Raw genomic sequence first — 22,198 nt, 5'->3', positions numbered from 1 at the left:
CTAACTACTTGCCAACCCAAATTGGTGGCTCACCCTTTAAAAACGAAGCTACGCCGTTTTTGAAATCATCGCTGCCGTAAGTTTCACGAATCAGGTCTTGGCAGTCTGGAAGTTGATTGGCAATAATCCTGGCCATCGCGAGCTTGCTGGCTTTTTGCGTAATCGGAGCGAGTTTAGATAGGCGCTCAGCTAAAATGTCTGCTTGATTGCCAAGCCGATCAGCATCATGCGTAGCCAGCAAGTAACCCTGAGCATGCAACTCCCTAGCCGAAACCATCTCAGCCAAGAGAAGCATGCGCCTAACAATATTCATACCCATATGAGCGGCTAACCAGGCGATATTGCCGGGATAAAGACAATTACCAAGAGTTCTAGCAATGGGAACACCAAACTTGGCATCTGGCGTGGAGATCCTAAAATCACAGCAAGTCGCAATTGCTAGGCCACCGCCGACTGCCATGCCATCAATTACAGCAATGGTTGGGATCGGAAGTAATGCTAAGGGGTTGAGATAGTCATGTATTGCCTCTTCATATCGAATACCATCTTCCCCGTCTTTAAAGCTAGTGAATTGAGCGATGTCACTACCCGAGACAAAAGACTTACCGCCTGCACCCCGAAAGATAGCAACACGAATGCTTGGATTCTTGGCAAGATCCTCACAGATTGTTTTGAGACTTTGGTACATCTCAACCGTCATCGCATTGCGCGCAGCGACATGATCAAAGGTAATGTACGCAATCTTGTCGCGCAACTCGATAGTGACTTGTGCGACCCTAGCGTCCAGCTCTTTTTGTGTCATGCGTGAAACTTATTCAGCCTTGATGTTCAGGCTCTTGACCAAACGTTGGTACTTAGCAAGCTCAGCTGTTAAAAATAGGCTAAATGCTGCCGGTGTTACTGGGCCTTCAGGTTGCAAGCCTTGCGAATCCAATGTTTTCTTAATTTGAGGATCAGCCATCGCCGCTTTAACAGCCTGGTCAATCTTATTCACAACTACTGGATCCATTCCTTTTGGCCCCATGATGGAATACCAGTTAGTCACATCAAAACCAGTGATGCCAACCTCGTTGAAGGTTGGAACATTGGGAAGAATCGATAAACGCTTGGGTGTTGAGATTGCCAAGGCTTTTAGGCTACCGTCTTTAATTTGCTGTAAGTTCGGAGGTAAAGTGTCAAAGTTCATCGTGATTTGACCACCGAGTAAATCAATAATGGCTTGGCCACTGCCTTTGTATGGCACATGATTGATCTGAATACCTGCAATCTTTCCAAACAAAGCACCAGCTAAGTGCTGAGTACTGCCAATACCAGAGGAGCCGTAAGTCATTTGACCTGGGTTGGCTTTAGCTAATGAGATGAGCTGCGCTACTGAGTTCACCGGCAATGAAGACTTCACGACTAAAACGTTTGGTACATAACCGAGATAGGTAATTGGCGTGAAATCTGTCGCTGGGTTGTATGGCACATTAGTCAATACAAATGGTGCGATTGCATTGGAATTGGAATGCCCCACTAACAAGGTATAGCCATCCGGAGTAGATTTAGCGATCTGGTCTGCAGCAATCGTTCCCGCAGCACCTGATTTGTTTTCCACAATCACACTCTGACCAAGGATCTCACTCATTTTTGGGGCAATGGCACGAGCGACAATATCAGTGCCGCCACCAGGAGCAAAACCGACAATCAAGCGAATCGGTTTTGTTGGAAAGGATGCTTGTGCAAGAGCGAGCCATGAATAAGCTCCTAGCGCTAATGCCACTAAGCTACGAAGCGCCAAGGGTTTCAGGAACATAATGCCTCCAATATTGTTTTAATGTGTTTGATACTATTAGAACTTCATTCTAAACATATATAAACCATCGAGACAATGACGAAAACACCTACGAAAGCAGGCACTAAACCCCTCCCCCTATCTGGAGTGAGAGTGCTGGATGTGAGCCAAGTGATGGCTGGCCCCTACTGCTGCATGCTCTTGGCTGACTTGGGCGCTGATGTCATCAAAATTGAACCACCGGGCACTGGTGATCAAACTCGTGGTGCCATGGGATTTAAGATGAAAGGTTCAGATAGCATGGGCTTTCTGAATATGAATCGCAATAAACGCAGTCTTACCATCAATCTCAAAACAGAAGCAGGGAAAAAAGTATTTTTTGAGCTTGTTAAAACTGCCGATATCTTAGTTGAGAACTATCGCCCCGGCGTGATGAAAAAACTCGGGATTGACTACCCCACGCTGCAAAAGATGAATCCCGGCTTGGTCTATGCCAGCATCTCTGGCTTTGGACAAACAGGACCCTGGGCAGATCGTCCTGGTTTTGATTTAATGGCGCAAGCCATGTCTGGCGTAATGAGTGTTACCGGCTACCCCGATGGTCCGCCCGTTAAGGCGGGCGTGCCAGTAGCTGATATCGGTTGCGCTCTGTTTGCGGTTTATGGAATTTTGTCTGCCTATATTGGCAAAACCAAATCGGGTGAGGGGCAATTTATTGACGCCTCCCTATTCGATTCTGCATTAGCGTTTTCTATTTGGGATACGGCGCAATACTGGGGAACGGGTGTTGAGCCCTATAAATTGGGCACAGCCAATCATATGAGCGCTCCTTACCAAGCTATGAAAGCCTCTGATGGCTACTTCGTGATGGGTGCCACTAATCAAAAACTTTGGAAGCTTCTTTGTGAAAAGATTGGACGCTCGGAACTCTTTGAGGATGAGCGCTTTAAAACCAATCCTTTACGCTTAGCAAATCGTCTTGAGTTGGCTGCTGAACTTGAAAAAACGTTTGTCAGTAAAAAGAGTGATGAATGGGTGGGCCCTTTATTAGCTGAAGGCATTCCAGCGGGTCCGATCAATACTTATCCGCAGGCCTTTAATAGCGAGCATGGTCGCCATCGTAATATGCGCATGGAAATAGACCACCCAATTGAAGGCAAGGTTCCTAATATTGGTTTTGCAGTCAAGCTGATGGGTACGCCACAACAAGTTCATAAGCATCCCCCTTTATTGGGTGAACATACTAGTGAATTATTAGCAGAGCTGGGTATTACTGGTGATGAACTCAAGGCGCTCGAAGCTGGCGGGGCATTTAAACCATAGATTGTGGTGTTTTATATTTACCCATCAGTGAAACATTTATATTTATTAGCCCTATATCTTTTATGCATCACGCATCCTGTGAATGCGCAGACACCCCTTCAGGATGCGGGCACCAACTATTTAAAAAAGCGTGCAGATGCTTTGATGACGATCACTGGGTACTCGCTCACACCAGATGTCACCACAGGAAATCTAAAAATCAATTCAAGCAGCAGTGGTAGATCTGACTTACAAATGACTTCACTAGGCGGAGGAGATCGTATTAGCGCCAATTTCCCACTCTATATGGAAGGAACAATAGCATTCAATCGCTATAACCCAACATTTACTGACGGGGTTGGCAATAGCTCTGTGAACATACCCATGTATTGGAATAGCATCACTGGAACAGGCGGTATCGGCTGGGACTTCCCTATTACAGATCAATTACGTTTTAGGCCCATAGCTAATGTCATGCTTGGACATTTAGAAAGTGATGCTTCTATTGCCACACGTTATATCAACAATAATCGTGACATCAATTTACAGTTTATTAATAGTGGTCGGATGAACTCCTATGGGTTAGGAGGATCAGTAATGCTAGATTATGAGAACTACAAACCTGATCAAGAAATTGATATCGAATTGCGTTACACCAATATTGGCATTCAAACTTTTGATAGCTCCACTGCAGTTCAGGGATCCGCCGATTCACAAAGTCTATCGTTTTGGGCACGCAGTAGAATTCCCACGCCTTTTATGGCACTAGACAGACCGCTCAGAGCAGTTTTTGAAGTAGCCAATACTCAATTTTTAGGAGATTTACGTGGAACGCTTGGATTTAGCTCGCTGTCGTCTCTCGGAACTGGTATTGAGCTGGATCGAAGTGCATCTGATCCCATATTCAGCAGGATACGTCTTGTATTCCGCTACCAGTTCGGCCTGAATGTGAGAGGCACTTCAATTGGCTTAGCAGCCAGTTTCTAAATCAAAAAAGGGCTACTGAGCCCCTTTTCATTTGATATTTTGGCGGAAGAGGTGAGATTCGAACTCACGGAGGACTTTCATCCTCGCCAGTTTTCAAGACTGGTGCATTCAACCGCTCTGCCACTCTTCCATTCGCTGGAATCAGATCTGATTCAAGTCCCAGATTATAAAGACTTTTTGATTTGCTCTTCTAAATGTTTCGCAATAGCAAGGCTAGAAGTGAGCCCTGGGGACTCAAAGCCATAAAGGTTGTAGAGCCCGTGCAGGCCATGGTCTTGTGGACTATTGAAGCAAAAGTCTCCTGCTGGAGTATTGGCAGGAACAATTTTGGCTCTCACCCCAGAGTAATCAGGTTGCAAGGAACCATCTTTAAGGTCTGGCCAATAGCGTCTCACAGCCTCATAGAAGCCCTCTCCTCGCTTTGGGTTAACGGTGTAATCAATTTGCTCTTCAGCATCAATATCCAACCATTCCACATCAGGCCCAAACTTGGCTTGGCCAGCCATATCTAAAGTCAGATGAACTCCTAAACCTCCAGGCTCAGGAATGGGATAAATCAAATGCGTGAATGGCGATTTTCCAGATAAAGAAAAGTAGTTACCTTTTGCAAAATAGGCTTTAGGTATTTGCTCTTGCTTGAGTCCTTCAATTTTGTGAGCTACTGCTGGCGCACTCATGCCGGCACAATTGATGAGTAACTTTGTCTGAATTCTCATACTATCAGCGCCATCGGCAGCACCAACAAGTAACTCATATCCACCTTCCGCATTTTTACCAACAGGTTTAACGCTTATTAATGGGGATTGATAGGCGACCATGCCACCCGCATCTTCAAAGCCGCCCAACAGCGAGAGCATATAACCATGGCTATCGACAATACCGGTAGTGGCAGACAAAATCGCTGCCACACATCTGAGCTTGGGCTCTAGCGCTATTGCCTCATTACCTGAAATCATTTTGATCTCTGGTACGCCATTATTTTGGGCTTTGTAGAGAATCGCTTGCAAGTCATCAATCTGTGCTTCATCAGCAGCGACAATGAGCTTGCCGTAGGGCTGAGTGGCTACTTGATGACTGCGGCAATAGTCATAGAGCAGGCGATTCCCTTCTACACAAAGTTTGGCTTTGAGTGAGTCCTTGGGATAGTAGATGCCGGCATGAATCACTTCGCTATTTCGGGCGCTGCTGATGGTGCCAAACGCACTTTCGCGCTCAAGCAAGATGGTCTCGCGACCTTGAAGTGCCATTTCACGTGCGACAGCGAGTCCGACAACACCAGCACCCACAACAACACAATCAACCTGCTCCATCCATCCCCGCCTATATTCGTTTTGTCTATTTACTTACTTGATGATCTATTTATCTCTATTTATGACTATTTGATGACACTCAATATACCGAAATCCTAACATTTTCAGTGTTTTAGGGGTTTTTGACCCCCTTATTGATAAAATCAAGATATGTCTTCAAAGCCAGATTCGAACAACGTGCACAGTGCTCAAAACCTCCACGGCAGCATGCCGAATGGAGCGCACACTGCAGTCGATGTTGTTTTAGATACGGCCTATCAAGGGATTGATTCTAATAATTGGTCTGATCTATTTAAGCTAGCGCGTAAGTCTGAGCTTCCAGAATTTATCGCTGATATGTTCGCTGGCAAGCATATCAACCAAAGCGAAGATCGCCCCGCTCTGCATTCAGCACTGCGCAACCTTTCAAAATCGCCAGTTATCCTAGACGGACAAGATGTCATGCCTGCCGTGACGGATGTTTGGCGAAGGATTGAAGCGCTCTGCAATAAATGGGTTGGTGTTACCGATGTTATTCACATTGGTATTGGTGGTTCAGACTTTGGACCACGCTTAGCCATTGAAGCACTAGCCCATGTGCCCGACATTGAGAGTCGTGGCATGCGGATGCATTTTCTAGCCAATATTGATACCGCTGAATTAGCCCGGATTCTGGATCGTGCACAACCCAATAGCACTCGCGTGATTATTGTTTCAAAGTCCTTTACGACCCTAGAGACCACCATGAATGCCAAGGCAGTAGTCGCTTGGTTGAAAGATAACAACTGCACAAAAGGTCAGATTGCTAAAGCCTTATTTGCGGTAACTGCTAATGTACCTGCTGCCAAAGAGTTTGGTATAGCAGATGATCATATCTTTCCCTTCTGGGATTGGGTTGGCGGCCGTTACTCTGTTTGGTCAGCAGTAGGCTTACCCATTGCCTTGCAATATGGCTTTAAGACCTTTGAGGAATTTTTGGCTGGTGCACATGCAATGGATTTGCATTTTAAGAATGTACCCCTAGAAAATAATCTACCCGTCATCATGGCGCTAGCTTTACTGTATCAACAAGAAAAGCATGGTATTAAAGCGTATGCCGCCATTCCCTATGCAGATGCTTTAGATTGGTTTCCGAAATGGTTGCAACAACTGGACATGGAAAGCAATGGCAAGAGTGTTGGTAAAGACGGTAAGCCAGTGAAATATTCTTCACCAGTAGTATTTGGTAGTGCGGGCAGCAATGCGCAACACTCCTACTTCCAGCTATTCCACCAAGGCCCTGAAATCATTCCGATTGATTTTATTGCTGTGCGCAAAACCATGAGCGCTCGGCCTGAGTCCGTAGCGCATCATCGTATTTTGTTATCGAACTGCCTAGCGCAGGCTCAGGCTTTAGCGCACGGCAAGACTGATAACAATCCAAATAATGTTTATCCAGGTAAGCGCCCAAGCAACTTACTACTACTGCCTGAACTCAATGCTTTCTATTTAGGTGCATTACTAGCCTTGTACGAGAACCGTGCTGCTACTTTGGGTGCGCTCTGGAATATCAATAGCTTTGATCAACCTGGTGTTGAGTATGGGAAGGTGTTGGCAAAGCCAATTGAAAAAGCATTGGCGAGTGGCTCAGACCAAGTTGTTGCCAATGAGAGTGTGGATGCTATCACTGCCGAGCGCATTAATTTCCTGAATTCAAATTCTTAATTTTTTTATTTATTTTGCGCCCAGCGCTTCCTTTCATTTAAGGGTGTTTCATGCAACTCTCTCCATCTATCTTTAAGGCTTATGACATTCGCGGCATCATCAATGAAACCTTAGATCCATCGCTTGCCAAACTCATTGGTCAAGCCTTTGGTACTGAGATGCGCGAGCTTGGCGAGATGGAAATTGTGATTGGTCGTGATGGTCGCTTATCTGGACCGAGCCTGATTGAAGCCTTAACTGAAGGTCTACTCTCCACTGGCATTAACGTGATTGATCTGGGTATGGTTGCTACCCCAATGGTCTACTTCGGTGCGAATCAAATCCTTGATGGTAAACAGCCCAAGTCCGGCATCATGATTACCGGTAGCCATAATCCACCAAACTACAACGGCTTCAAAATGGTTCTAGGTGGTGCTGCGATTTATGGGGATCAGATTCAGGCCTTGCGTAAACGTATTGAAGCCAAACAATTTGCTGCTGGCGAATCCAATAAACTCGGCACTCGCAGTAGCTTTGATATTTTCCCGATGTATCTCAAGTACATCGTAGGTGATGTCAAAATTTCTCGCCCGATGAAAATTGCCGTCGATTGCGGTAATGGCGTGGGCGGTGCGTTTGCTGGCAAACTCTTTAGGGCTCTCGGTTGCGAAGTACAAGAGCTGTTTTGTGAAGTCGATGGTCATTTCCCCAATCATCACCCTGACCCGGCACATCTTGAGAATCTTCAGGATCTGATTAAAAATTTGCAAAACACGGATAACGAATTAGGCCTTGCCTTTGATGGTGATGCCGATCGTTTAGGTGTTGTGACTAAAGATGGTCAAGTGATTTTCCCAGATCGTCAAATGATGCTTTTTGCTAAGGATGTTCTCTCTAGAAATCCTGGTGGTCAGATTATTTATGACGTGAAATGTACCCGTAACTTAGCCACCTGGGTTAAGCAGCATGGTGGCGAGCCCTTGATGTGGAAAACGGGTCACTCTTTGGTGAAAGCAAAACTAAAAGAAACTGGTGCACCCCTAGCTGGTGAGATGTCGGGCCACATCTTCTTTAAGGACCGTTGGTTTGGTTTTGATGATGGTCTCTATACAGCTGCTCGTCTTTTAGAAATCCTCTCTAAAGAAAAAGATCCTAGCAAGACGCTCAATGAACTGCCTAATGCCATCTGCACTCCAGAACTACAGCTCGCTTGTGAAGAGGGTGAGCCATTTGCTTTGCTAGACAGTATTAAAGCCAATGCTAAGTTCCCTACCTCTCAATCGATTAATACGATCGATGGTGTGCGCGTGGAATATGCCGATGGCTTTGGCTTAGCAAGGCCTTCAAATACCACTCCAGTGGTCGTGATGCGCTTTGAAGCAGATAGTGAAGAAGCGATTAAGCGTATTCAGGCAGAGTTTAAAGCTGTTCTGTTGGCTGCCAAGCCAGATGCGAAGTTGCCGTTTTAGTGACGACGCAAAAATATCGGGACTGGATTAAGATTTCGTATGAATTCAACTGTTAGCGCCCCGATTGCCTTTGACTACCCTCAGCAAGATGCTGCTGGGGTTACCTGTACTGCCCAAGCATGGGCAAAGGTCCCGCCTTATTTGGCGGCCCCTGAAAAAGTAACTGTCATTGCCCGCATCAAGCAGCTCTTGATTGAAAAAGATGCTGCTCTGATTGCTCACTACTATGTTGATGGCGATATTCAAGACTTGGCTTTGGAGACTGGTGGCTTTGTAGCTGACTCTCTAGAAATGGCAAGGTTTGGTAAGAACCATCCTGCCAAGAATCTCATTGTTGCCGGCGTTCGTTTTATGGGTGAGTCAGCAAAGATTCTCAGCCCTGAAAAACGTGTCTTTATGCCAGACTTAGATGCAACCTGCTCCTTAGATCTTGGTTGTGATGCCAATGACTTTGCCAAATTTCGCGCAGACCATCCTGATCGAGTTGTGGTGGTGTATGCCAATACGAGTGCTGCAGTAAAAGCACAAGCGGATTGGATGGTCACTAGCTCTTGCGCTTTAGCAATCGTGCATCAACTTAAAGTTGAAGGTAAAAAAATATTATGGGCACCGGATCGACATCTCGGTAGGTATATTCAAGAACAGACTGGTGCTGATATGTTGTTATGGAATGGTGCCTGTATCGTGCATGATGAATTTAAAGCGGCTGAATTAGAAATTCTCAAAGCCGCCCATCCCAATGCCATGATCTTGGTGCATCCCGAGTCACCCCAAGCTGTGGTTGATTTGGCTGATGTTGTTGGCTCAACCTCAGCCATGATCAAAGCAGTGGTTGAAGGTACTGCAAGCGAATATATTGTGGCCACGGATAAGGGTATCTTGCATCGCATGCGCCAGTTAGCCCCTAACAAGAAATTGATTGAGGCTCCCACTGCCGGTAATAGCGCCACCTGTAAGAGCTGCGCTCACTGTCCTTGGATGGCGATGAATGGTCTTCAAGGTATTTTAGATTGCCTGGAAAATACTTCCGGTGAAATCTTTGTTGAAGAACCTACTCGAACAAAAGCTTTGGTTTGTATTGAGCGCATGCTGGACTTTACTAAAAACCACCCTGATCTTTTAGCCAAAGCACAGCATGGCTTTGTCAAGAATATTGGCGCTGCTTAGCTTTTTTACTTTTAGTTTTATATATTAATAATTCTTTCATGTTTGATACCAACGAAACCTTAGAGCAAGCTCGCCAACGCAATATTCAGGATGCGCTTATGGAAGATATTGGCAAGGGTGATTGGACTGCCAAGTTAGTTCCCAATAAAACAGTGCAGGCACAACTAATTGTTCGCCAAGAAGCAGTGCTCTGCGGTGTAGATTGGTTTGAAGGCACGCTCAAGAAACTCGATCCCAATGCAAAGGTAACTTGGCATTACATCGAAGGGGACTTGATGAAGCCTGATACTAAGGTATGCGATATAGAAGCTGACTCTCAAGCCCTTCTGTCTGCTGAGCGTACTTGTATTAACTTCTTGCAAACCTTATCTTGGACTGCCAGTATTACTCGTCAACACGTTGATGCGATTGCCGGGGCCAGCCCTAATCCAAACGGCTGTACTGTATTGGATACCCGTAAAACAATTCCTGGTTTACGTCAGGCGCAGAAGTATGCGGTTCGTTTAGGCGGCGGCCAAAATCAACGACTCGCACTATGGCACGGCATCCTCATTAAAGAGAATCACATCGCTGCTGCAGGTAGTGTTACTGCAGCCTTAAAGAATGCCCAAGCACTCAATGCTGGAGTCGAGATTCAGATTGAAGTAGAAAACTTTGCTGAATTGGAAGAAGCTTTGGCTGCTGGTGCCAAGAGTATCTTGATTGATAACTTCAATACCGATCAAATGAAACAAGCTGTCGCTTTAACGGATGGTCGCGCCTTACTAGAGGCTTCTGGTGGGATTAATTTAGATCAGATGCGCGCGATTGCTGCTACTGGTGTGGATCGCATCTCACTAGGCAAGCTAACCAAGGATGTGAATGCCGTAGATTTCTCGATGAGAATTTTGTAGCACCTCTCTTCATCAGTCTTTGACTGACAAACTCTTCAAACCCTACTGATATGCAGTGGGGGTTTTCATTTCTAGACTAATGTCCTTGCATTAATTGGGCCCGCCGTCTCTTTCTCAATTTTTGTATTGACATTGATTATTTTTGTATATACATTAATTGGGTGGATACGTGATCGAGTTTGATGATGTGAAGCGTGAAATTACCCTTTTTGTAAGGGGGTTAGACATGGCGAGAGCAAACGAAGTCTTTGCTTTGTCCCATATGGACCAGCTAGACGATAGAAAGAATTATGGGGAAACAAGGATGATCACTTTTGGCTATTTAGATCACCTTCCAGTTGTGTTGGTTTGGACGTATAGAGGTAACACCAGAAGGATCATCAGCTTAAGGAGAGCAAATGAACGTGAAATTAAAAAATATATCGAAAGATTGGGTTGATCCGGATGACGCGCCCGAACTGGATGAGCAGTGGTTTCGAGATGCACATGTTTATGTTGGCGATACTTTAATTAAGCGAGGTGTTGGTCGCCCTCCAATTCAGAATGCAAAGGAAATGCTAAGTCTTAGATTGGATTCAGATATCTTAGAAAAATTACGTGCGAGCGGTAAAGGCTGGCAAACCCGCTTGAGTAAACATATTAAAGAGGCCGTTCTAAAGGGCACTCTATAAATCGCTTAGGTCTCAGAATTTTCTGAGCTACCCTCAGCTTGAGGGGTCAAAATCGTTGGATATGAGACCGCCCAAGTACCTGGGTAATCCCGGCTGTAATGCAATCCCCTGCTTTCTCTGCGCATGAGTGCTGATCTGACAATGAGTTCAGCACACTCCAGTAAGTTCCGCAATTCAATCAGATCTCGCGTCACTTTAAAGTTGGCGTAATACTCTTGCACTTCATATCTGAGAAGTTTAATTCGGTGGAGCGCCCGCTCTAATCGGCGATTGGTTCTCACAATACCAACGTAGTTCCACATCAAAGAACGTAATTCATCCCAGTTATGGGCGATCACCACCTGCTCATCAGCATCTTCTACCTGGCTCTCATCCCAAAGAGGAAGATGTGGCATTACTGGAGTCTTTAGATTCGAGATATCTTCTGCTGCAGCTTTACCAATCACCACGCACTCGAGAAGTGAGTTACTTGCTAAGCGATTAGCACCATGTAAACCAGTATAAGTTGCTTCACCAACTGCATATAGGCCTGGTAAATCAGTGCGGCCCTTAAGATCGGTTACGACGCCACCACAGGTGTAATGCGCTGCAGGTACAACCGGTATTGGCTTTTTGGTGATATCCAAGCCAAGACTTAAGCAACGCGCGTAAATCATTGGGAAATGCTCTTTAATAAATGCTTCGCCAAGATGAGTCGCATCTAAATGAACATAATCAAGACCATGCTTCTTCATTTCAAAGTCGATGGCACGCGCCACGATATCGCGGGGAGCTAATTCATTGCGCTCATCATGGGCTGGCATAAAACGAGTGCCATCGGGCAGTTTCAATAAGCCACCCTCACCACGCATTGCTTCAGTAATGAGGAAGGTACGATCACTGGGGTGATACAAACAGGTAGGATGAAACTGAATAAATTCCATATTGCCTACACGGCAACCTGCACGCCAAGCCATGGCAATACCATCGCCAGTGGCGGTATCAGGATTACTAGTGTAGCGATAGACTTTGCCAACACCACCGGTAGCTAAGACTACTGACTTGGCTTCAATTGTTTCAACACGATTCTGTTCAATATCTAAGGCATATACGCCATAACACCGATTTGGCTTGCTACGCTGTGTCTTAGCATCTAGTTGACGATTGGTAATGAGATCGAGTGCAATCCAATGTTCCAAAATTCGGATATTTTTATGGGCCCTTGCTTTATCCAGCAACACTTCATGAATCGCCTTACCAGTTGCATCAGCAGCATGCGCAATTCGACGATGACTATGGCCACCTTCACGAGTGAGATGCAAACCCATGGGACCAGACTTATCTTCGGTAAAGGGAACGCCTTGCTCCACCAACCATTTAATGGCTTCAGCACTCTCTTCAGCGATGTAGCGAGCAGTTGACTCCACTACCAGTCCAGCACCGGCATCTATAGTGTCGGCCACATGAGAGTCAATACTGTCATGTTCTTTATCCACCACGCCAACAATGCCACCTTGGGCCCAAGCAGTGGCAGCTTCACTCAAGCCCCGTTTGGCCATCAAGATGACTGGCTGGTTCTCAGCCATGTGTAGAGCAACGGTTAAACCGGCTAATCCTGCCCCAATAATGAGAACTGGTAACTCAGCTTGGTTTTGGGAGGGTGAGGGTGATGGTGATGAACTTGCCATAGAGGGATCATTCTAAAGGGCAAATCAAATTCGTGAGCTCTAGGTAAAAAGGCTCCATTTTTGGAGTCTTTTTACTGCAATAAATCTGAACGGATAGACGCTTAGATATTGACGGTTAACTCTGGTCCATTTGGTGCATTAGTGCCGTAGCCCATAATCTTGGCAACATCACCGCCCTTAGCGAGCTTGACTGCACAATATTTAAATTCTGGGATTTTGCCAAATGGATCTAATGCTGAATTGGTAATCAAATTTGCCGCAGCTTCATAGTAAGCAAATGGTATGAAGATCACACCCCTTGGCGTACCATCATCTCTACGTACATGGATACCAACTTCGCCACGACGTGATTGCACAGTAATGACATCACCAGCAGAAACGCCTAACTGGGTCATATCTTCCCCATGCATTGAGACAGTTGCCATGGGCTCGATTGCATCCAGTATGGTTGCACGGCGCGTCATACTACCGGTATGCCAATGCTCCAGCTGACGACCAGTAATCAGTACAAATGGATATTCAGTATCGGGACGTTCATTTGCTGGAATGATATCCGCAGGAACGAGTTTGACTTTGCCGTCAGGAGTATCAAAAGAGTCATCAAAAACAATTGGACGACCAGGATCTTCAAGTGATAAACAAGGGTAAGTGACACTCGATTCTTTTTCAAGGCGCTCCCAAGTAATGCCTTTAATTGCGCCATGCATTGCTTGACGCATTTCTTCATAGACTGCTGCAACTCCAGCATCAGGACCTGGGTAATTCCAATTGAGGCCCATACGCTTAGCAAGCTCTTGGATGATCCACAGATCAGGCTTAGCTTCGCCAGGAGGATTGATTGCTTTTTTACCCATCTGCACCATACGGTCCGTATTGCTTGCAGTACCGACCTTCTCAGGCCAAGCATTTGCAGGTAAAACAACGTCAGCGAGCAATGCGGTTTCAGTCATAAAGATATCCTGCACTACCAAATGCTCTAGAGAGGCTAGTGCATGGCGAGCATGATTGAGATCGGGGTCGCTCATTGCTGGGTTTTCACCCTCGACATACATACCGCGAATTTTATCTGGATCACTATCAGGCGCAGTGATCTTATGCATGATCTCTACCACGGTATAGCCAGGTTTCTTATCAAGAGGCGTTCCCCAGAATTTTTCAAACCAAGCATGCGCTTCTGGATTATCAACTCGTTGATAGTTAGGGAACATCATCGGAATCAAACCAGCATCACTAGCACCCTGTACGTTATTTTGACCGCGCAGTGGATGCAGTCCTGAGCCAGGTTTACCAATTTGGCCGGTGATAGTCACCAAGGCGATTAAGCAGCGCGCATTATCTGTACCGTGAACGTGCTGGCTAATACCCATACCCCACAAAATCATGGCTGATTTTGTAGTAGCAAACTCTCTAGCCACTTCACGCAGAGTTTCGGGTGGAATACCGCAGATCGGCGCCATGGCTTCAGGGCTATAGCCCTTGATATTGTCTTTAAGCGCTTCATAATTATTGGCACGATTCGTAATGAAGTCTTTGTCGGCCAAGCCTTCTTCAATAATCGTATAGATCATGGCATTGAGCATTGCCACATCAGTATCTGGCTTGAACTGCATGGTACGCCAAGCATGTTTACTGATCTCGGTCATACGAGGATCGCACAACACAATCTTGGCACCGCGTTTAGCAGCATTCTTAAACCAAGTTGCAGCGACAGGATGATTAGCTGTTGGGTTTGATCCAATCAAGAAAATCAAACTGGAGTGCTCAACATCATTGACTTGGTTACTAACAGCGCCCGAACCAACACCTTCTAATAACGCTGCAACAGATGAGGCATGACAAAGACGGGTGCAGTGATCAACGTTGTTGCTACCAAATCCAGTACGAACTAATTTCTGGAATAAATACGCCTCTTCATTACTACCTTTAGCAGAGCCGAAGCCAGCCAAGACCTTAAGGCCGTGTTTGTCTTTTAACTCTTTAAGCTTGCCGCCAGCAAAATCCAAAGCCTCTTCCCAAGTTGCTTCACGGAAGATATCTGACCAGTCTTGCTTACCTTCTAGAATAGATTCATCCTTAGGCACCCCTGGTTTACGAATGAGTGGTTTTGTTAAGCGCTGTGGATTATGGATGTAATCCATGCCGAAGCGGCCCTTGACGCATAAACGATTATGGTTGGCTGGGCCATCGCGACCCTCAACACTCACAATCTTTTCATCTTTGACGTTGTAAGTTATCTGGCAACCCACGCCACAAAACGGACATACAGAATCCACTTTGCGATCTACTATTTGTGAGCCAATTAAGCCTTTTGGCATCAATGCACCAGTAGGACATGCTTGTACACACTCGCCACAGGCAACGCAAGTGCTGTCACCCATTGGATCATTGAGATCAAACACAATCTCGCTGTGGGCCCCACGCATCGCGTAGCCAATGACATCATTGACCTGCTCTTCACGGCAAGCACGCACGCAACGATTACATTGAATACAGGCATCAAGATTAACTGCCATTGCTGGATGGGAAATATCGTGAGCAACTTTTTCACGCCGTAAGGCTTTCAGCTCTGGGCGCACTGTGACATCCATCCGCGCAGCCCAAGTACTGAGCTCACCATGTTGATGCTTTTGTTCTTCTGCTTTGCTATCACCAACCCACTTAAAACCTTCATCAGGCATATCGGAGAGCAACATCTCCAGTACCAGTTTTTGACTTTTTATAGCGCGCTCGCTATTGGCTTTAACTTCCATACCTGATGTTGCACTTCTGCAGCAACTTGGAGCTAAGGTACGCTCACCATTGATTTCCACAACGCAAGCTCGGCAGTTACCATCAGGACGGTAACCATCTTTGAAACAGAGATGGGGAATATCAATCCCATGACGTTTTGCAGCCTTGAGAATAGTTTCGCCTTCATAAGAAACAATCGTCTTGCCGTCGAGCTTGAACTCAACGGTTTGGAGTTCGATTTCTTTTGGATTGGTTGGTGCGTTCATAGGTGTCTCGTTCTTCCCTTTTTATACGATTTCTTGTGGGAAATATTTATGAATACAACGAATCGGATTTGGTGCGGCTTGACCTAAGCCACAAATCGACGCATCTACCATTACAGTAGCCAAATCTTCGAGGGTTTCTTGATCCCATGATTTCGCTTGCATCAATTTCGCAGCTTTACCGGTACCAACTCGGCATGGAGTGCACTGACCACAACTCTCGTGCTCAAAGAAGTACATCACATTCAAAGCCATATCACGTGCTTTATCTTTGTCACTAAACACCATCACTGCAGCAGAACCGATGAAACAGCCGAACGGTTGCAGGGTATCAAAGTCCAGCGGAATATCATTCATGGTCGCCGGCAAAATACCACCCGATGCGCCACCCGGTAAATAACCATAGAACTGATGACCATCTTGCATGCCACCACAGTACTCATCAATCAATTCTTGAATCGTGATACCAGCTGGTGCCAACTTCACACCTGGCATTTTCACGCGCCCACTTACACTAAAACTCCGCAAGCCTTTACGATCATGACGACCGAAAGAACTGAACCACTCCGGACCGCGTTGAATAATGTCACGCACCCAATACAAAGTTTCAAAGTTGTGCTCAAGAGTTGGTCTACCAAATAAACCCACCTGTGCAATGTATGGGGGACGCATCCGCGGTTCACCACGCTTGCCTTCAATACTTTCAATCATGGCGGATTCTTCACCGCAGATATAGGCCCCTGCACCACGACGCAATTCAATATTAGGAATCGGAAATGGTGGATTTGCTTTGAGCTTTGCTAATTCTTTTTCGAGCAATTCACGGCAGCCGTGATACTCATCACGCAAGTAAATGTAGCAAGCATTAATCCCAACGACATTTGCTGCAATGAGTAAGCCCTCAAGGAAGCGATGGGGATCACGCTCTAAATAGGTTCGATCTTTAAAAGTGCCAGGCTCACCTTCGTCAATATTGACAGCCATGAGCTTAGGTGCTGTTTGATCTTTCACGATGCGCCACTTGCGACCTGCTGGAAAACCTGCGCCACCCAAGCCACGCAGGCCAGAACTCTCCATCGCCTTGATTACACTCTCAGCGTCTCTCTTACCTTCATGAATTTCTCTAGCTAATGTGTAACCACCTTGAGCACGGTAAGCCTCATAGCCAACATAGTCAGGTGAAACTGCTTGGTTATCACCTTGCGGAGATACACCATGCTCTGCTAATGCAGCCGGATCAAAGCTGGCATCATCTTTTGCCATTGGCTGGGTAGTTAATTGATTGCTGACCGCAGCCTTAACTTTTTCTGCTGTAGCAAATAGCACTGGATATTGATGCACTACCGCTACAGGCGCTTGCTCGCAACGACCCACACAAGGAGCTGCTATTACTTTGACCTTGGGATTTCCTAAAATCGCAGGAAGTTTGGCCATTAGGTTTTGTGCACCAGCTAATTCACAAGCAATTCCATCACATACGCGCACAGTGATATCCGCCACAGGATCGTTGCCGCGCACTACCTCAAAGTGATGATAAAAAGTGGCGACTTCATAAACCTCAGCCATCGGCAAATTCATTTCTTTTGCCAGAGCAACCAAATGTCGATCATGTAATGCACGATACTCATCATTCAGCTTATGAAGATTTTCAATCAGCAAGTCGCGACGATGGGCTGCCTCACCAATCAGCTGTCGAACCTCTGCCAAAGATGCGTCATCTGCTTGACGACCTTTTAATTTACTTTTACGGCGAATGGTCTCCCTCAAATCATCTGCAGTAGCTACTGCAACTGCTTTAACTTCTTGGGAAGGCTTTGGGTGATTCATATTCTCTAATCTTTATCGTTTTAATGCATCCATTTGCGCTACTCAAAACTAGCTAAAACGCAAAATAACGCTTGATTTTGGGTTATTTCACCCCCTAAGTCCTTGACGGCGCTCAAGGGATTGAAATCAGGGTAAACCCTGATATTAGAGAAGGGATGGAGATGGCTTATCGCCTGGGGGTAGAGAGTAGTCTAGCTTCCGTTCATAAAGACGTGCCTTATAGCAATCCTGATAGCCTTTACTACCGATTTGCCAACCAATGGAGGTGCAGTCATCCTGAGCGGCAGACTCAATCGAGCCACAGGCTGTAAGGTTTAAAGCAGCAAAAATAGCAAAAATGAGGAGAAGGCGCGATTTTGTCAAATTCATAATGCAAGTCTACTTGATTCTGAGGTCAATATAGACGTAGTAGATCAACTTTTGTCTGACAACTTTCAGGGAAAGCCGCTACTTGCACTTCGCCACCATTATCAGCAACAATCAACAGGTTCCAAATAAATAATATAACTTCAGTGGAGACCTCCTATGAAATCAACCTTGAAATTCCTAGCCGCACTCTTTCTTTGCGCTCAAACCATTCTTTTTAGCAGCGTTGCTCATGCACAAAATCAAGATGGTTTTGTAGACATGATTGATGGAGTGAGCCTCAACGGCTGGAATATTGTGGGTAACGCGAGTTGGGTCATTGGCAATGGAATTGTTGAAGGTAATAAGCCCAGCGGTTTTTTGGTAAGCACCAAAACTTATAAGAACTTTGTTATCAAAGCAGAATTTTGGGCTGAATCCAATACAAATAGTGGCATCTTTATTCGCTGCCAAGACCCCAATAAAGTCTCTGCAAATAACTCTTATGAAATCAATATCTGGGATACTCGCCCAGAACAAGCTTATGCTACCGGCGCAATTGTGGATGTCGCTAAAGTGGATCCGATTCATAAAGCTGGTGGACGTTGGAACACAATGGAGATCGTTGCCAATGGGTCGCATTTCAAAGTGACGATGAATGGGGTTGTTACTGTCGCCGATGCGCAAGACAGTCGCTTTGCCGAAGGCCCCATTGCCCTGCAATCTGCAGGCGGAACGATCAAGTTCAGGAAAGTTCAGATCAAGCCAATTTAAGATTTATACAAAAATCTCAATACGATCGCCGCAGGCTATGGGTTTTAATGCCCTATCCTGCTTTTTCATTTTTACAAGCCCGTAATTCGACATCGTTTTTAGTGTTCTAGATAAATTACCTTGCTTACGACCAGTGAGGTCTGCTAACTCAGAGATCGACACGGGCTTAGATGATCGAATGACTTCCAACAGGGCCCGGTTTTCATCACTTAAAACCTGCGCTAAAGAGCGCATAGAGGTAAACCATATTTTAGGATCACTCGACTTAGCCTTCAAATCGCCTCTTGCAATTGCAAGTATGCGTTTTCGAATTTCTTCTTGTGATGCAATGCCAATTTTGATAACTTTCATTTCCCTTTAGCCGCCTTTAATGCTCTATCAACATCAAGGAAGAAATCGCCTAGTAGCTGATATGCATCTTTAAATACATAGTGAACCCCTTGATCACGAGAACTTCGATGCTTATGGTCATATGGTAATTTTCTTCCAGCATAACCAGATCTAGTCTTTAGGGCATGGGCATTGTCATAGCCCATGATCCACAAGCCCTTAGGATCATGGAGTGTCAACGAATACCGGACACCATGTGGAATTGCAGTTGTAATCTCAACCTGCCAAGCCTCAATCTTCACCCAGTAACCATCCTCTTGATCTATCACCTGTTGATGCAGGTCTAGTAATGTGGAGATGCCGACATTCTTCATCTCCAAACTATATCAACTAATGATATACCAAAAGTAACAACCCATCCTCAATATAGGGATCTTTTTATGCAGGTGGAAATCCAGCCTTCTGTGTCCACATGTTATTAAACACATGAATCACCGGTTTTTCATATACGCCTGCTTTAGTGAAAGGCTCATCTTTCAACCATGCATCCACAGCTGCCCTACTTGGAAAATCCATTGCCAGCAAACTACCTACTACGGTATTGCCATCTTCAGAAGTGAGGGGTCCAGCAAAAGCCATGCGCTCTGCTTGTTGTGCCAAGTAAGCACGATGCTCTGGACGTATTTGTACTCGCAGCTCTGATGTACCAGGACGATCTATTAATAGAATTGCAAAAATCATATTGCCTCCAAATATTTTATTAAGCTTATTAACTTTATTTACCTTAGTCACTCGGATATTACGGTAAACCATCAAGCAAAAACCACCCGCAGGTGGTTTTCGTGATAAATGGCGGAAGGGGCGGGATTCGAACCCGCGGTAGGCTATTAACCTACGCACGCTTTCCAGGCGTGTGACTTAAACCGCTCATCCACCCTTCCGGAACCGTTGATTATACGATTGCCGAAAGGGGTTCGTCTCAAACCCCCATGAAGACAGCTTAGAGAGACTCTTTGAGTTGATCCAAAATCGCTGGGTTTTCTAGCGTAGAGGTATCTTGAGTGACTTCCTCGCCCTTCGCGATTACACGCAATAGACGGCGCATGATCTTGCCCGAACGGGTCTTAGGTAAGTTATCACCAAAACGTACATCTTTTGGCTTAGCAATTGGACCAATCTCTTTACCAACCCAGTTACGTAATTCCGTTGCAAGCTTTTTAGCCTCATCACCTGTTGGGCGACCGCCTTTGAGAACCACGAATACGCAAATCGCTTCACCAGTGAGCTCATCTGGACGACCAACCACTGCGGCTTCAGCAACTAATGGATTAGCCACCAAGCAAGATTCGATTTCCATAGTTCCCATGCGGTGACCAGAAACGTTCAAGACGTCATCAATACGGCCAGTAATGGTGAAGTAACCAGTATCTTTATTACGAATAGCACCGTCACCAGCGAGATATAAAGTGCCGCCCAATTCTTCAGGGAAGTAAGACTTCACAAAGCGATCTGGATCACCCCAAATGTTGCGGATCATGGAAGGCCATGGACGCTTCACAACCAAAATACCGCCTTGACCATTGGGCACGTCTACACCCGCTTCATCCACAATAGCTGCTTGAATGCCTGGCAATGGCAAGGTACATGAACCTGGAACCATTGGCGTTGCACCTGGCAATGGAGAAATCATATGACCACCAGTTTCGGTTTGCCAGAAGGTATCTGCGATTGGACAACGTGAACCACCCACATTCTCGTAGTACCAGATCCACGCTTCTGGATTGATTGGTTCACCAACAGAACCCAAGAGGCGTAAGGAAGTTAAGTTGTAGCTCTTTGGATGAACGGCCTCATCATTGCTCGACGCTTTGATCAAAGACCGAATTGCAGTTGGTGCTGTGTAAAAAATAGTGGCATTGTGCTTTTGAATCATGTCCCAGAAGCGACCCGCATTAGGATAGGTTGGCACACCTTCAAACACAATCTCAGTGGCACCCACTGCGAGTGGGCCATAAGTAATATAAGAGTGTCCTGTTACCCAACCAATGTCAGCGGTACACCAGAACACATCGCTAGGTTTGATATCAAAGGTCCACTTCATTGTGAGGATCGCCCACAAGAGGTAGCCCCCTGTAGAGTGTTGCACACCCTTAGGTTTACCAGTAGAGCCTGATGTATACAGAATAAACAATGGGTGCTCAGCACTGACCCACTCCGGCTCACAAGTCGTCGCTTCCTGAGCCATGATGTCTTGCATCCAAACATCACGCCCTGCCGTCATGGCAATATCAGCACCAGTACGCTTGCTCACAATCACGTGCTTTACCTTAGGACATTCGCCAGTGGAAAGGGCTTCATCGCAAATTGCCTTTAAAGGCAATGCTTTGCCACCTCGGAACTGGCCGTCAGCAGTAATCACTGCAACTGCACCAACATCCATAATGCGATCGCGCAAGGCTTGCGCCGAGAATCCACCAAACACTACAGAGTGAATTGCACCGATACGAGCACACGCTTGCATGGCTACAATGCCCTCGATAGTCATTGCCATATAAATAATGACACTGTCACCAGACTTGACGCCCATTTTGCGCAGTGCGTTTGCCATTTTGCACACGCGCTCAAGCAACTCTTTGTAAGTGACCTTAGTAACGCTACCGTCATCAGACTCAAAAATGATGGCGGTTTTATCGCCTAAGCCGGCTTCGACTTGACGATCTAAGCAGTTATAAGAAGCGTTTGTTGTGCCATCTTCAAACCATTTGTAGAAAGGCGCTTTAGATTCATCTAAAACTTTGGTAAACGGCTTTTTCCAATAAATATTTTCTTTTGCAAGACGCCCCCAGAAACCGTCATAATCTTTTTCCGCTTCAGCACAAAGCTTGGTATAGGCATCCATACCTGGAATTGCCGCACCCTTTACAAAATCTGCAGGTGGGTGAAATACGCGGTTTTCTTGCTTTAATGGTTCCATGCTTCGCAGCCCTCTATCTAACAATCAATGGCCTTTACATCTCAAAATGCGCA

20 protein-coding genes and 2 tRNA genes are annotated in these 22,198 nt (G+C 45.8%); 9 read left to right on the top strand and 13 right to left on the bottom strand.

The features are described from left to right. Nucleotides 1-4: 4 nt before the first annotated feature. Together C2756_RS04490 and C2756_RS04485 are read right to left on the bottom strand one after the other, a co-directional pair. Nucleotides 5-802 (bottom strand): enoyl-CoA hydratase/isomerase family protein, encoded by a 798-nt coding sequence (locus tag C2756_RS04490; protein ID WP_215320355.1) that lies wholly within the window; start codon nt 800-802, stop codon nt 5-7. A gap of 9 nt (nt 803-811) precedes the next feature. Further along, a complete protein-coding gene (locus C2756_RS04485; protein WP_215320353.1) occupies nt 812-1,795 on the bottom strand; it encodes a tripartite tricarboxylate transporter substrate binding protein in 984 nt (327 codons plus the stop codon). A 75-nt stretch (nt 1,796-1,870) separates the two neighbouring features. On the opposite strand from C2756_RS04485, the gene C2756_RS04480 reads away from it, so the two are divergent. Together C2756_RS04480 and C2756_RS04475 are read left to right on the top strand one after the other, a co-directional pair. Next, the gene (locus tag C2756_RS04480) at nt 1,871-3,097 is read left to right on the top strand and encodes a CaiB/BaiF CoA-transferase family protein (RefSeq protein WP_215320350.1); all 1,227 of its coding nucleotides are present in this window, start codon (nt 1,871-1,873) and stop codon (nt 3,095-3,097) included. A gap of 6 nt (nt 3,098-3,103) precedes the next feature. Beyond that, nucleotides 3,104-4,063, top strand: a complete 960-nt coding sequence (locus tag C2756_RS04475) for a hypothetical protein (protein ID WP_216860854.1) — start codon at nt 3,104-3,106, stop codon at nt 4,061-4,063. Between the two features lie 40 nt (nt 4,064-4,103). Here the strand turns inward: C2756_RS04475 and C2756_RS04470 are convergent. Together C2756_RS04470 and C2756_RS04465 are read right to left on the bottom strand one after the other, a co-directional pair. After that, nucleotides 4,104-4,193 (bottom strand) — tRNA-Ser (locus C2756_RS04470). Nucleotides 4,194-4,227: 34 nt separating this feature from the next. After that, on the bottom strand, nt 4,228-5,373 hold the full coding sequence (locus C2756_RS04465; protein WP_215320348.1) for an NAD(P)/FAD-dependent oxidoreductase: 1,146 nt from the start codon (nt 5,371-5,373) through the stop codon (nt 4,228-4,230). A gap of 150 nt (nt 5,374-5,523) precedes the next feature. On the opposite strand from C2756_RS04465, the gene pgi reads away from it, so the two are divergent. The 6 genes from pgi to C2756_RS04435 all read left to right on the top strand — a co-directional run bounded on the left by pgi (nt 5,524) and on the right by C2756_RS04435 (nt 11,235). Then, nucleotides 5,524-7,056, top strand: a complete 1,533-nt coding sequence (gene pgi / locus C2756_RS04460; protein WP_215320345.1) for a glucose-6-phosphate isomerase — start codon at nt 5,524-5,526, stop codon at nt 7,054-7,056. Nucleotides 7,057-7,106: 50 nt separating this feature from the next. Continuing rightward, nucleotides 7,107-8,504 (top strand): phosphomannomutase/phosphoglucomutase, encoded by a 1,398-nt coding sequence (locus tag C2756_RS04455; protein WP_215320343.1) that lies wholly within the window; start codon nt 7,107-7,109, stop codon nt 8,502-8,504. A gap of 39 nt (nt 8,505-8,543) precedes the next feature. Then, on the top strand, nt 8,544-9,671 hold the full coding sequence (gene nadA, locus C2756_RS04450; protein WP_215320340.1) for a quinolinate synthase NadA: 1,128 nt from the start codon (nt 8,544-8,546) through the stop codon (nt 9,669-9,671). Between the two features lie 38 nt (nt 9,672-9,709). Then, a complete protein-coding gene (nadC, locus tag C2756_RS04445; RefSeq protein ID WP_215320338.1) occupies nt 9,710-10,564 on the top strand; it encodes a carboxylating nicotinate-nucleotide diphosphorylase in 855 nt (284 codons plus the stop codon). Nucleotides 10,565-10,790: 226 nt separating this feature from the next. Beyond that, nucleotides 10,791-11,003, top strand: coding sequence for a BrnT family toxin (locus tag C2756_RS04440; protein ID WP_251370098.1), 213 nt, complete (start codon nt 10,791-10,793; stop codon nt 11,001-11,003). Further along, nucleotides 10,963-11,235, top strand: a complete 273-nt coding sequence (locus tag C2756_RS04435; protein WP_215320336.1) for a BrnA antitoxin family protein — start codon at nt 10,963-10,965, stop codon at nt 11,233-11,235. Before C2756_RS04440 ends, C2756_RS04435 begins: the two co-directional genes overlap by 41 nt. 5 nt (nt 11,236-11,240) lie before the next feature. Here C2756_RS04435 and nadB read toward each other — a convergent pair whose 3' ends face one another. The 4 genes from nadB to C2756_RS04415 form a co-directional block, all read right to left on the bottom strand. Beyond that, nucleotides 11,241-12,902, bottom strand: coding sequence for an L-aspartate oxidase (gene nadB / locus C2756_RS04430; protein WP_215320333.1), 1,662 nt, complete (start codon nt 12,900-12,902; stop codon nt 11,241-11,243). A 101-nt stretch (nt 12,903-13,003) separates the two neighbouring features. Then, nucleotides 13,004-15,898 carry a formate dehydrogenase subunit alpha gene (fdhF, locus tag C2756_RS04425; RefSeq protein WP_215320331.1) on the bottom strand — a complete coding sequence of 965 codons (2,895 nt, stop codon included), beginning with the start codon at nt 15,896-15,898 and terminating at the stop codon, nt 13,004-13,006. 21 nt (nt 15,899-15,919) lie between these two features. Beyond that, nucleotides 15,920-17,722: an NAD(P)H-dependent oxidoreductase subunit E gene (locus C2756_RS04420; protein ID WP_215320328.1), complete on the bottom strand. Its 1,803-nt coding sequence runs from the start codon at nt 17,720-17,722 to the stop codon at nt 15,920-15,922. 144 nt (nt 17,723-17,866) lie between these two features. Further along, nucleotides 17,867-18,091: a hypothetical protein gene (locus C2756_RS04415; protein ID WP_215320326.1), complete on the bottom strand. Its 225-nt coding sequence runs from the start codon at nt 18,089-18,091 to the stop codon at nt 17,867-17,869. Between the two features lie 156 nt (nt 18,092-18,247). Between C2756_RS04415 and C2756_RS04410 the strand changes: the two genes are divergently transcribed. Then, complete coding sequence (locus tag C2756_RS04410) at nt 18,248-18,841, top strand: DUF1080 domain-containing protein (protein ID WP_215296884.1); 594 nt, start codon at nt 18,248-18,250, stop codon at nt 18,839-18,841. A 3-nt stretch (nt 18,842-18,844) separates the two neighbouring features. On the opposite strand, the gene C2756_RS04405 is transcribed toward C2756_RS04410, so the two are convergent. From C2756_RS04405 to acs, 5 genes are all read right to left on the bottom strand, one after another. Beyond that, complete coding sequence (locus C2756_RS04405; RefSeq protein WP_215296882.1) at nt 18,845-19,192, bottom strand: winged helix DNA-binding protein; 348 nt, start codon at nt 19,190-19,192, stop codon at nt 18,845-18,847. Further along, entirely contained in the window at nt 19,189-19,545 is a 357-nt protein-coding gene (locus tag C2756_RS04400) for a DUF6516 family protein (protein WP_251372117.1), read from the bottom strand. The genes C2756_RS04405 and C2756_RS04400 overlap by 4 nt, the downstream gene beginning before the upstream one ends. 64 nt (nt 19,546-19,609) lie before the next feature. Beyond that, on the bottom strand, nt 19,610-19,912 hold the full coding sequence (locus C2756_RS04395) for a YciI family protein (RefSeq protein WP_215320320.1): 303 nt from the start codon (nt 19,910-19,912) through the stop codon (nt 19,610-19,612). A 109-nt stretch (nt 19,913-20,021) separates the two neighbouring features. After that, nucleotides 20,022-20,112, bottom strand: a tRNA-Ser gene (locus C2756_RS04390). A gap of 59 nt (nt 20,113-20,171) precedes the next feature. Beyond that, complete coding sequence (acs, locus tag C2756_RS04385; RefSeq protein ID WP_215296877.1) at nt 20,172-22,145, bottom strand: acetate--CoA ligase; 1,974 nt, start codon at nt 22,143-22,145, stop codon at nt 20,172-20,174. Nucleotides 22,146-22,198 lie beyond the last annotated feature (53 nt).

Source organism: Polynucleobacter sp. UB-Siik-W21, assembly GCF_018687415.1.
In the GTDB taxonomy this organism is placed as follows: Bacteria; Pseudomonadota; Gammaproteobacteria; order Burkholderiales; family Burkholderiaceae; genus Polynucleobacter.
The sequence above is the reverse complement of the archived record's forward strand: the minus strand, read 5'-3'. Positions and strand labels throughout refer to the sequence as shown.